Annotated in this window: 11 protein-coding genes; 5 read left to right on the top strand and 6 right to left on the bottom strand. The window is 64.8% G+C overall.

The annotated features are described in order from the left end of the window. The first annotated feature begins 11 nt into the window (after positions 1–11). Positions 12–905, top strand: a complete 894-nt coding sequence (locus tag QNO06_RS12165; protein WP_227913723.1) for an ABC transporter permease — start codon at positions 12–14, stop codon at positions 903–905. Positions 906–907: 2 nt separating this feature from the next. Continuing rightward, positions 908–1,633, top strand: coding sequence for an ABC transporter ATP-binding protein (locus tag QNO06_RS12160; protein WP_227913724.1), 726 nt, complete (start codon positions 908–910; stop codon positions 1,631–1,633). A gap of 83 nt (positions 1,634–1,716) precedes the next feature. On the opposite strand, the gene QNO06_RS12155 is transcribed toward QNO06_RS12160, so the two are convergent. Both QNO06_RS12155 and rfbA read right to left on the bottom strand, forming a co-directional pair. Next, complete coding sequence (locus QNO06_RS12155; protein ID WP_227913726.1) at positions 1,717–3,762, bottom strand: DUF6541 family protein; 2,046 nt, start codon at positions 3,760–3,762, stop codon at positions 1,717–1,719. Continuing rightward, a complete protein-coding gene (gene rfbA / locus QNO06_RS12150) occupies positions 3,759–4,640 on the bottom strand; it encodes a glucose-1-phosphate thymidylyltransferase RfbA (RefSeq protein WP_227913727.1) in 882 nt (293 codons plus the stop codon). The genes QNO06_RS12155 and rfbA overlap by 4 nt, the downstream gene beginning before the upstream one ends. 53 nt (positions 4,641–4,693) lie before the next feature. Here rfbA and rfbB point away from each other — a divergent pair, with 53 nt between their 5' ends. The 3 genes from rfbB to QNO06_RS12135 are packed head-to-tail and all read left to right on the top strand — an operon-like array spanning position 4,694 to position 8,165. Further along, complete coding sequence (gene rfbB / locus QNO06_RS12145; protein ID WP_227913729.1) at positions 4,694–5,692, top strand: dTDP-glucose 4,6-dehydratase; 999 nt, start codon at positions 4,694–4,696, stop codon at positions 5,690–5,692. Next, a complete protein-coding gene (rfbD, locus tag QNO06_RS12140; RefSeq protein WP_227913730.1) occupies positions 5,689–7,122 on the top strand; it encodes a dTDP-4-dehydrorhamnose reductase in 1,434 nt (477 codons plus the stop codon). The genes rfbB and rfbD overlap by 4 nt, the downstream gene beginning before the upstream one ends. After that, on the top strand, positions 7,119–8,165 hold the full coding sequence (locus QNO06_RS12135) for a glycosyltransferase family protein (protein WP_227913732.1): 1,047 nt from the start codon (positions 7,119–7,121) through the stop codon (positions 8,163–8,165). Before rfbD ends, QNO06_RS12135 begins: the two co-directional genes overlap by 4 nt. On the opposite strand, the gene QNO06_RS12130 is transcribed toward QNO06_RS12135, so the two are convergent. The 4 genes from QNO06_RS12130 to QNO06_RS12115 are packed head-to-tail and all read right to left on the bottom strand — an operon-like array spanning position 8,162 to position 11,653. Beyond that, positions 8,162–9,352, bottom strand: a complete 1,191-nt coding sequence (locus QNO06_RS12130) for an MATE family efflux transporter (protein ID WP_227913734.1) — start codon at positions 9,350–9,352, stop codon at positions 8,162–8,164. The genes QNO06_RS12135 and QNO06_RS12130 overlap by 4 nt on opposite strands. 28 nt (positions 9,353–9,380) lie before the next feature. Then, positions 9,381–10,490 (bottom strand): glycosyltransferase family 4 protein, encoded by a 1,110-nt coding sequence (locus QNO06_RS12125; protein ID WP_227913735.1) that lies wholly within the window; start codon positions 10,488–10,490, stop codon positions 9,381–9,383. Beyond that, the gene (locus tag QNO06_RS12120; protein WP_227913736.1) at positions 10,491–10,910 is read right to left on the bottom strand and encodes a DUF2304 domain-containing protein; all 420 of its coding nucleotides are present in this window, start codon (positions 10,908–10,910) and stop codon (positions 10,491–10,493) included. Then, complete coding sequence (locus QNO06_RS12115; protein ID WP_227913879.1) at positions 10,910–11,653, bottom strand: glycosyltransferase family 2 protein; 744 nt, start codon at positions 11,651–11,653, stop codon at positions 10,910–10,912. Before QNO06_RS12115 ends, QNO06_RS12120 begins: the two co-directional genes overlap by 1 nt. Between the last annotated feature and the right edge of the window lie 54 nt (positions 11,654–11,707).

The following is an 11,707-nucleotide window of genomic DNA, read 5'->3' as shown; positions in this document are numbered from 1 at the left end:
GCGGGGCACCCATGAGTGACTCTGGGGCCGGGTCATCGTCGACGGCGATGACCCGGCCGGGGATGGGCCGAGGCCTTCTTGACGTAGTCCGGTCGCGATTCCTGCTCAAGCTCCTGGTGGCAAAAGAGCTGCAGGTCCGGTACCGGGGATCAGTCCTCGGCATCTTGTGGTCCTACGTCAAGCCCGGAGTGCAGTTTGTCGTCTTCTACATCGCGCTTGGGGTGTTCCTGGGTCTTGAACAGAGCCCTGGCAACCCCAGGGGGCTGCCCAATTATGCCATTTACCTGTTTTCCGGCATTGTGCTGATCAACTTCTTTACCGAGGCGCTGGGAAATGCATCCCGTTCCATTGTCGGTAACGGAGGCCTGATCAAGAAGATCTATCTTCCCCGGCAATTGTTCCCGGTGGCTTCCGTCTGGGTCTCAGCCGTGCATTTCGTGCCGCAGATTGTGATCCTCATAGTCGCCTGCTTCTTCAACGGCTGGCGGCCGTCCCTGCTGCAGCTGGCTTCGGCCGTGGTTGGGTTCGTCATCGTCGCTCTCCTCGCGACAGGGCTGGGCCTTCTGTTCGGTGCGGTCAACGTGTACTTCCGGGACGCGGAAAACCTCGTGGACATGCTGCTGATGATCGCGACCTGGGCTTCTCCGGTTCTGTATTCCTGGATGATGGTTCGGGACAAGCTCGGGGATGTCGCCTTCACGATCTATCAGTTCAATCCGCTGACCGTCGCCGTGGAATCCTTCCACTTTGCTTTCTGGCTTCCCACCACCGATGGAGCAGAGCCGATACCGCCGCATCTGTTGTCCCAATGGCTGCCGATCGGGCTGGCAGTATCGTTGCTGGTGCTGATAATCGGCCAGTTCGTCTTCCGCCGCCTTGAAGGCCGTTTCGCCCAGGAGCTCTAAAAATGGCTAATGCCATCGAAATCCGCAACGTCAACAAGCAGTTTGTGCTGCGGCATACCCGTTCCATGAAGGAAGCCTTTGTATGGCTGATCAAGGGCCGGAAAGGCGATCTGTCGGAGAAATTCCATGCGCTCAAGGATGTTTCCCTTGAAGTTGAGCAGGGCGAGACCGTTGCTTTGCTGGGGCTGAACGGGTCCGGCAAGTCAACCCTGCTCAAGCACATCTCGGGCGTTATGCACCCGGACAGCGGGACTGTGGGGACGCGTGGACGCGTAGCGGGGCTGATCGAAGTGGGCGCCGGTTTCCACCATGACCTGAGCGGACGCGACAACGTCTACCTGAACGGTGCCATCCTGGGTATGACCGAGCAGGAGATCGACGAGAAGTTCGACTCCATCGTCGCGTTCTCCGAGATCGGCCAGTTCATCGACACCGAGGTGAAGTTCTATTCCTCCGGTATGTACCTTCGCCTGGCGTTCTCCGTGGCGGTCCACACCGACCCTGAGGTCTTCCTCGTGGACGAAATTCTGGCCGTGGGCGACGAGCCTTTCCAGAAGAAGTGCATCGACAAGATCAAGGAACTGGCGGGGGAGGGGAAGACCCTCGTTGTGGTCAGCCACGACCTGGACCTGGTTTCCCGGATCTGCAAGCGGGGTGTCCTGCTGGAGCACGGCAGGGTCATTATGGACGGGCCTGTGGACGACGTCGTCGCCCGCATGCGCGCCTGACGCACCCTTAAACGCCGCCGGCCCGGTACCCCCTGCAGGGAGTACCGGGCCGGCGGCGTTAAGGCTCAGGTTCCAGGGGCGGCCTACCCGCAGCCGCTTACGCGGTACAGCTTGGCACTGCCTTCCTGGTCCACGAGCTCGAACCCGCTCGCGGCGCCGACATCATCCAGCCCGGCGTAAGGGTGGTCGCCGCCGTGAACCTCTTTTGGTCCGAAGTCGAGAACGTAGTAGGCGTTCAGGTCCTCGACGGCCTGGCAGACGGCGGGATCCGTGAGCATCTCGTCCAGGCGGTCGACCACGGTCTGGCCCTCGGGGGAGAGCGTATAGAAGATGTGCGGCATCAGTGTCCGGCGCCCGGACAGGGCATAAACCAGCGAGGCGCCGGTCCAGGGGCTGCCGACGACGACGGCGTCCTCCGGGACTTCCTCCGGAACCCGTTCCAGCAGCTCGGACTCATCAGCGGAAAGCAGCGGCGAATCGCCCGTCAGGGCAAAGTTCGCTGCGCCGGACGCCTGCGCCGTGTCGATGCTCTTCCCCTGGGTGGTCAAGGCCAGAACCACCAGCAGGACAACCGCAACGGTCGGCAAAACGTAGCGGCCGCGTGGTGTCTTGACGGACTCGATTGCCTCGGCGCCGTCCGACGTCCCCGGAACTGCAGCCGCATGCCTGGTCCCAAAACGGCCGGCGAATGCGCCGCGGAGAGCCTCAACCACCGACCAGGCGCCGACGGCGGCCACGGGGAGGCCCAGGACGGGCAGCAGGGCCGCCAGACGGTACGGGTCGTTGTACCACACGCCGGCAAAGGCTGTGCGGAGATCCCCCCAGGGGAAGCCGGCCACAATAACGAACAGCATGCAGCTGACCGCGAAGGAGGCCAGCAGCCACCAGAGCCGCTGGAAGTTGCGTGCGCAGTACACGACGCCGGCAAAGGTCAGGACAGCCACCATAAGCGGCACCGGTCGGCCCAGCGGAGCGCTCAGGAAGGCTTCACCGGCCGCCTGCGCCGCCGATTCGACCGGATACCATGTTGCCGCCGTGGGATCAGGACGGATCCTGCTCCACAGCACCACGGTCAGCACACCGTAGAGGGCGGTCCCGGCGAGGGGCAGGACCCGCAGCCAACCCCTGCCCTGCAGGCCTTGCCACAACCGGGCGGCGGCCAGTGCAGCCAAGGGAAGGGTCAGGGCAATAAATGAAATCAGCGTGCTGGGATGCGCCAGGAGCATGCCGGGGAGGGCCAGCACAAGTGCAGCCAGGGCTGTCCACCGGCCAAGGTCCTTGCGGACGGAGGCACCTGCGGCCGACACGGCCAGGCCCAGGCAGGCGGGCATGAGGGCAATCGCCAGCAGGTTCGGGTACAGGACACCGAAATCGATCATCAGGTAGGGGAAAGCGGCAAAGGCTGCGGACAGGACACCCGTCAGCAGCAGCGGCATGGGCCGGGTGCCGAGAATGCGGCTGACCAGGAAAACGCATCCGGTGGTCCAGGCCAGGCCTGCGATCAGTATGTTCCCGACACTGATGGCTTCGGGAACGGAAATGCTGCCGGTGGATGCCAGCAGGGAGATGTAGTCGTGCCAGGCGGCCGGGTAGAAGGAGATGTCCGCGCCTTCATTGACCATCCGCCCGATGGTCAGCGACGACGCCGTACCGGTCTCCAGGATGTACTCGGTGGCGTTGAGGTGGAAGACTCCGTCGAATGTCTGGGAGATGTAGTCCGGACGGTGAATCATGTGGATGAAGCGCCACGCGATGATCAGCGCACCGGCGGCAATGCCAGCCAGGGCAGGTGCCGTACCCTGCCACGGGAACCCCGCCTGAACGTCGACGGCGGCGGCCCTGCGGCCGGTCGGGCGGCTGCGGGCGGCGAACCGGTCAGCCAGGAGGCGGACAAGGAACACAACGACGGCGGCAGCCGCGGTGGCGGCCGCGACGAGGGGCCAGCCCCACGGCAGTCCGAGGATTCCGCTGGCCACGGCCGTGCAGGAGATGACCGAGATGGACAGCGGCGCTGCGAGCCCGATGAGCGGGACGCCCCGGAGCCCCAGGGCCAGACCCACCGCAACCCCCGGTACGAACAGGAAGGCGAAGCCGGAGAAGAAATAGGGGAGAACGTATACCCAGTTCACCGACGGCGGCCCTGCTCGGAATCCACCAGCTTCTGCAGGTACGCGCCGTACCCGCTCTTCACCAGGGGCGCGGCCAGCCGCAGCAGTTCCTCATCGCTGAGGTAACCCAGCCGCCAGGCGATCTCTTCCGGGCAGCCGATGGACAGTCCCTGGCGCTTCTGCACGGTCTTGATGAAGTCGGTGGCTTCGCTCAGGGAATCGAACGTGCCCGTGTCCAGCCAGGCCGTGCCGCGGGGCAGGATATCGACCTTGAGGCGTCCTTCCGCGAGATACGTGGAGTTGACGTCGGTGATCTCCAGTTCTCCCCGGGGGGAGGGGCGGAGGTTGCGGGCAATTTCAATGACGTCGTTGTCATAGAAATACAGTCCCGGGACCGCATAGCTGCTCTTGGGGTCGGACGGCTTTTCCTCAAGGGAGAGGACCTTGCCGTCGTCCGCGAACTCCACCACACCGTAGGCAGTGGGATCGGCCACCTGGTAGCCGAAGATCACGGCGCCGTCCGGGGAAGTGAACCGGCGCAGCTGCGTACCCATGCCCGGACCGTAGAAAATGTTGTCACCCAGTACCAGGCCCACGGGGCCGTTGCCGATGTGATCCGCACCGAGGATGAATGCCTGGGCGAGGCCGTCGGGCGACTTCTGCTCCACATAGGACAGGGAAACGCCGAAGCGGGAACCGTCGCCCAGCAGCCGCTGGAACTGCTCGGAATCCGCAGGAGTCGTGACGATCAGGATGTCGCGGATGCCGGCCAGCATCAGGGTCGACAACGGGTAGTAGATCATCGGCTTGTCGTAGACCGGAACCAGCTGTTTGCTGACGCCCATGGTGATTGGATGAAGCCGGGATCCTGTGCCGCCGGCGAGAATTATTCCACGCATGCGTCCATCATCGCGTGCCAAAGGTAGCCTCACCAAACTAGTAGGCTTGAATCATGCGAAACATTCTTGTGACCGGCGGAGCCGGATTCATTGGTTCCAACTTCGTCCACCATCTGGTTCGGCATACCGACTACGTGGTGACGGTCCTGGATAAGCTGACCTACGCTGCCAATCCCCGCTCCCTGGAATCGCTGCCGCAGGACCGCGTCCGGCTGGTGGTCGGTGATATCTGCGACGCCGCCGCCGTCGACCCCCTGGTGGAAGCCGCCGACGTCGTCGTCCACTTCGCCGCTGAATCGCACAACGACAATTCGCTCCATGATCCGCGTCCGTTCCTGGATACCAATATCATCGGCACCTACACGCTGATCGAATCCGCCCGGCGCCACGGCACCAGGTTCCACCACATATCAACCGATGAAGTGTACGGGGACCTGGAGCTGGATGACCCGGAGCGCTTCACCGAGGACACGCCGTACAACCCCTCGAGCCCCTATTCCTCCACAAAGGCCGGTTCCGACCTGCTCGTCAAGGCGTGGATGCGCTCCTTCGGACTGCAGGCGACCATCAGCAACTGTTCCAACAACTACGGCCCCTACCAGCACGTGGAGAAGTTCATTCCGCGGCAGATCACCAACGTCCTCGACGGCGTCCGACCGAAGCTCTACGGCTCCGGCGCCAACGTCCGGGACTGGATCCACGCAGACGACCATTCCTCCGCCGTCCTGCGGATCATTGAGCAGGGCCGGATCGGAGAAACGTACTTGATCGGCGCCGACGGGGAGATGTCCAACCGCGACGTCGTGGCCCTGATCCTCAAGGCGCTGGACCAGCCCCAGGACGCCTTCGACCTGGTGGCGGACCGCCCCGGCCACGACCTTCGCTACGCGATCGACTCGTCGAAGCTCCGGTCCGAACTGGGCTGGACTCCCGCCTACGGGCGTTTCGAGGACGGACTGGAAGCAACCGTGGACTGGTACCGGCGCAATGAGCAGTGGTGGCGCCCGCAGAAACAGGCCACCGAAGCGAAGTACCAGGAGCAGGGACAGTGACCGGCGCGTCCGGCCCAAAGCCGCTGTCCGTCACGGAGACACCCATTCCCGGCCTCCTGGTATGTGAACTGCCGGTAATGAGCGATAACCGCGGTTGGTTCAAGGAGAACTGGCAGCGCGAAAAGATGGTTGCGCTTGGCCTGCCGGACTTCAACCCGGTCCAGAACAACGTCTCCTTCAATACCAAGAAGGGTGCCACACGGGGTATCCACGCCGAGCCCTGGGACAAGTACGTCTCCGTGGCCTCGGGACGGATTTTTGGGGCCTGGGTGGATCTGCGCGAGGGAAGTACGTTCGGCCGCACGTTCTTCACCGAACTGGACCCGTCCCGCGCCGTTTATGTTCCGCGCGGCGTGGGTAATGCCTTCCAGACCCTGGAAGACTCCACCGCGTACACCTACCTGGTCAATGACCACTGGTCAGCGGAAGCCCAGTCACAGTATGTGTTCCTGAACCTGGCCGACGAGACGGCCGGGATCCCGTGGCCGCTGGACCTGGCCGGCGCCGAAATCTCCGCCAAGGACCGGGTCCATCCCCGGCTTGCGGATGTTCCGCCCATGCCGCCGCGCCGGACCCTTGTGCTCGGCGCCAACGGCCAGCTGGGGAAGGCGCTGCGGAACGCCCTGGCCCGCCGCACCGACGTGGAATTCGCGGGGCGGGGCGAGCTGGACCTCAGTGATCCTTCGGCCCTGGCGCAGGTGGACTGGAAGAACTACTCCACCGTCATCAACGCTGCGGCCTATACGGCGGTTGACGACGCCGAGGGCAGCGGCCGCGCGGACGCCTGGCAGGTCAACGGTGCGGCAGTGGCTGAACTGGCCCGGCTGGCGCAGGAGCACCACCTTACACTCGTGCATGTTTCGACCGATTATGTCTTTGACGGAGCCCGGGCGGGCCACCCGGAGGATGAACCGTTCGCGCCGCTGGGTGTTTACGGCCAAACAAAGGCGGCCGGCGACCTCGCCGTCGCCACCGTTCCCCGGCACTATATCCTGCGTACCAGCTGGGTTATCGGTGAAGGGCACAACTTCGTGCGGACCATGGCGGCTTTGGCGGAGCGCGGTGTTTCCCCCAGCGTTGTTGATGACCAGATCGGCAGGCTGACCTTCGCCGAGGACCTCGCCGGCGCCATCGTGCACCTCCTGGACGCGGGCGCCCCCTACGGCACGTATAACGTCAGCAATGAAGGCCCGTCCATGTCCTGGGCGGATGTGGCCCGGGAAGTCTTTGTCCTCCTGGGTAAGCCCGGTGACAGGGTTACGGGCGTAAGCACAGCAGAATACTTTGCCGGCCGCAGCGCGGCTCCGCGGCCCTTGAACAGCGTGTTGGACCTGGACAAGCTGCGTGCCACGGGCTTCACGCCCCCGCCGGCGCAGGAACGGCTTGCAGCGTACGTCGCCGGGCTCGCGGACCGGGAGCGTGCCGAATGAGCGGCGCGCACAACCTGACCACGGTGGCCAGTTACGGACGCAAAGGCAGCAGTGCCCGGGTCCGCATCTACGAATGGCTGGACTTCCTGGGCCTGGACGCCCGGAAGTACACCTACACGGACCAAGGCGACAACAGCATCGCCACCCTTGCCCGGAACGTGGACAAGGCGCTGGGCGCAGAAACAGCCCTTCGCCGGCTGGCGATGAAAACCATTCCGGGTGTGCTGCTGATGAGCCGGGAAGCTTCCCCGCTCAGCAACGGCCGGCTGGAGGCGAAGCTGCTGCAGCGCGCCGAGACGTCCGTCTACGACTTCGACGACGCCATCTTCCACTCGGCGGCGCCGTTTCCCTACAGCCTCTGGCCCAAGGACAAAGTATGGCGGCGGTCCGTCGAGGCGGCTGACCGGATTATCGCGGGCAACGACTATCTCGCTGAAGAAGCATCGAAGTTTTCACGCAACGTCACGATGATCCCCAGCTGCGTGAACCCCGACCTGTACCCGAAGAAAACGGACTACTCGCTGAACGAGGTCCCGACTCTGGTGTGGCTTGGGTCCCCGGCCACGGAACAGTTCCTGCCGCCTATCGCCGATGCCCTGCTCCACGTCAACCGGGTCAGGCCGATCCGGCTTCGGGTCATCAGTGCGGGGGAGCGTTCCCTCGGACCCCTGGACGCGATCGTTGACCGCGTGCAGTGGAGCGAAAGCGGTTTCGCCCAGGAGCTGCACAACGCAGACCTGGGTATCATGCCGCTGGCGGATGACCCGTTTGCCCGCGGTAAGTGCGCCTACAAGCTGCTCCAGTACGGCGCCGCAGCGCTTCCGGTGCTCGGCAGCCCGGTGGGAACCAACCGCTCGGTCCTCGCAGCCATGGGCGCCGAGGCGCCCTCCACGGCAGACGAATGGGAAGCGTCCATTCATGACATGCTTGCCGCCGGTGACGCGGAACGCGCCGCCCTGGGAGACCGTGCCTACAAGACGGTCACGGAGCAGTTCAGCTTCCAGGCATGGCGCAGCGAATGGCTGCAGGTCATCGGAGGCTAGCGCGGAGCCGCGGCGGCGGAGGCAGCCGTCGTGGCCTGCTGGCGGAGCAGCACGAACCACACAACCGAAGAGGCCACGCTGGCCAGCGTGAAGCCCCAAATGGCGCCGGACAGCCCGTAGGCCAGCAGCCCCGCCGTCGGACCCAAGACGCTGAGCACCGTTTGCACAACACGTCCCAGATACAGCCTCCGGGCCACGAGCTGGCCCCGCGAGCAGACGTAGTAGAAATGGCCGAAGAGGTTGGAGGCCACAAACACCGAGGCAGGCAGTGCGTAGCCGGCAACGCTGCCCAGCACGGTGTCCTGGAGGAAAGTGCGCGGCACGGCCGCAACCAGGACCGCGTAGCAGGCGAGGGACAGGAAAACGGCGGCACCCAGTACGCCTGCCAGGATCTTGGGCCCGCTGGAAGTCTTGGGCTCGACGTGGGAGAGGACCGGACGCAGGGGATCGAGGATCAACTGCACGGGCGTGGCAACGCTGGCTATGCCCCGGTAGATGCCGAAGTTGGCCGGCCCCAGGGACGGAGCGAAGAGGGTGGGCACCGCAATGGCCCCCACATCCATCAGCACCGAGTCAGTGAGCAGCGGCTTGATGGTTTTGCGGTGGGAGCTGATCCAGCCGCCGATGCCGTAGGGACGGCCGCCCCATACAGGCATAAAGACCAGGGCTCCGACCAGGTTGGACAAGCCCCAGACCACGGCAAAGGGCAGCAGTCCCGTGAAGTCCAGCAGCAATCCGGCTACCCAGCCGGCCACGAAGACCAGCACCGTCAGGGCATCGGAGACGGCTGCGCGGCCTGAATTGGCAGAGGCGGCGTTGAAAAAGCGGCCGCCCAGCCGGTAAAGGTTGAAGAGCACGGCAAGGCCCATGGCCACCGCGTTTGCGCCCTCGCCGAAGAAAACGAACACCAGCACGCCGCCCAGCACTCCGGCCAGCGTGGACAGCTGGATCAGGGCGTGACTCACTTCCCGCCAGCCGTTGGGACCGGTTTTCTGCCGGACGGATCTGGCCCAGGTGTCGCAGATAATCGACAGCTCCAAGGACCAGCCGAAGGCAAACATCAGGTACGCCAGTGAGAAAGTTCCGTACTCTGCGGCATCAAGGGTGAGCAGTGCCAGCACCGGAACCAGGGCTGAAGCCATGGCGCCGAACACGGTTTGCACCAAGAGGCGCAGGCGTGGGCTCATCACCGGCTCCCCGCGGATCCGGGGGCGGTCACTGCTCGTCCAGGACGGCGAGGTATTCCAGGCCGCGCTCGGCCCAGTCGAAGGATGCTATGAACTCGGCGGGAGCCGGTGCCCAGCCGTCCGCCAGGAGGCGCCCGGTGGCGCGGATCCAGGGGGTGTCGTCGTCGTCATCGACGACGACCACTGATGGTGCACGTTCGGCAAGGTATTTTGCGGCGGTTACCGGTGTGCTGACAACGGCCGCTCCGGCAGCCACGGCCTCGAGCAGGGTGGTTTGGAACCCCTCGGCCAGGCGGGTGGGGTTCAGCAGGATGGCTCCGCTGAGGATCCGGCATATTTCGGGGGAGCGCAGGTAGCCATGCACATGGATCCGGTCCCTGAAGGGGAGCGGCGCGATTGCAGCTTCGAGGGACGCGCGTTCGGCGCCGTCGCCGATGAAGTGCATGCTCGCGCCGGGACGCTCGGGAAGGACCTTCGACGCCACGGCCAGGGCCCGCTCCCAGCCCTTGCCCGGAACGATCCTGCCCAGGAAAACCAGCTTCTCTGCGGGAAGTTCCGGCTCGACACCGGTGAAGGCGGCAACATCGATGGCGTTGTGGAAGACGGCGGCGCGGCGGCCGGAGAGCTGCTGCACGAAGGCCTGGGCGGATTCGGAGATCGCGAGGACCTTGGTTGCGGTCCGTAGTACGTACCGGCCGAGCGTCCGGTCCACGGTGTTGCTTGCCATTCCCACCAGCGGAGAGACGCCGCGGACGTAGTCCGAGCCGTGTTCGGTGTGGATGGACGGCACCTTCAGGCGCCGTGCCGCACGTACACCCACCACGGACATGGGGAAGAAGCGGGTGTGCGTGGAGACGTGCGTGACGCCGATGGAACGCAGGTAGCGCGTGAGCCGGATAGTGGTTCCCGGCAACGGCCAGGAAATGACGCCGGCCACCATGGGTGTTGCGCGGAGCCGGACGACGTTGAGTCCGTCATCGTCCCAATCGCCGATGTCCCTGCCGAGGGCAACCACCGTCACTTTGACGCCCAGCTTTACAAGGCTTTTGGCCAGGGCGAAGACGTGCTGTTCGAGGCCGCCCACCTTGGGCGGGTAGTTGTTGACGATGAAGGCAATGTGGTGCTGGCGCTCGGGCACTTAGTTCCTTTGGTCCGTTCGTCCGGCCTCGTCCGTGGGCTGCTCAAGCAGGTGCCCGCGGGCCAGGCTGTCGAGGGTGTCCTCCATACGGGACACGGTGGTGCGGAGGATGCCCACTTCCTCGGCGAGGACCCGGGCTTCCTCCTCAACCGTGGAAAGTTCCCAGGACAGGTGAAGGGTAACGCCCACGAGAAGGGTCAGCGCGACGGCGAAAATAAGGTTCGCGGGAACCTGAACTCCCAGCAGCTGGCTGGTCCAGAGGAGGATCTGGGGGAACGCCGTGAGTACCAGGGTCACCACGCCCAGGGACAGCCACAGGATGGCGTATTTCTCCCTGAGCTGTCCGCGCCGGAGCATGCGGAACACCAGCGCGACCGTCAGGAAGGCAATAGCGAATGTGATGATGCTGCCGGGGGACATTAGGACATGCTTTCTGCGGTGGGGAGCGTTGAGCGCTTCCGCGTCAATGCCAGCAGCAGTGCGAGCCCCGACCGTGCAAGGTAGATGGTGGATTTGAACGGGTTGTGGCTCGGCACGCCCGCCTGGCGGGGACGCATTTCCACCGGCACCTGGGTGACGGAGCAACCGCTGCGGATGGCCACGACAAGCGAATCTATGGTGTCACCGAGGTATTCGGCGGGGTAGTGCTCCAGGTACTGCCGGATGGCCCGGCGGTTGCCGGCGCGGAATCCGGAGGTGACGTCCGTCAGCTTGGTGCCGGCGAGCCTGGACACGACGCCGGCCAGGAACTGCATGGCCCACTTGCGGGGGCCGCGAACCTCGTAGCTGCCGCGGTCCGCGAACCGTGCACCAATGGAAATGTCGGAGTGTTCAAGTCCGGCGAGGACCCGCCGGATGTCCCGCGGATCATGCTGCCCGTCGGCGTCCACCTGGATGACGGCGTCATAGTCCCGCCAGTAGGCGTACTTGAAGCCGGCACGCATGGCGCCGCCTACCCCCAGGTTGAAGGGGAGGGTCAGTACGTCTACCCGGGCGGACAGGGCGCTTCGCCTGGTGCCGTCGGTGGAACCGTCATCGACTACCAGGACATCGCAGTCGGGGGCGGAAACCTTGATTTCACGGATGGTCTCCGGGAGGGCGGCTTCTTCATTCCAGGCAGGAATAATCACTAGGGTGCGGGTTGAGGAAGGCATCGAGGCCATCATACCAATGACTGCATCGTGCTCCGCGCCGGGGGCCGTTCCCCGGCGCGGGAA

The sequence above is a fragment of the Arthrobacter sp. zg-Y20 genome (assembly GCF_030142075.1).
In the GTDB taxonomy this organism is placed as follows: Bacteria; Actinomycetota; Actinomycetes; order Actinomycetales; family Micrococcaceae; genus Arthrobacter_B.
This window is presented reverse-complemented; position numbering and strand designations above follow the sequence as displayed.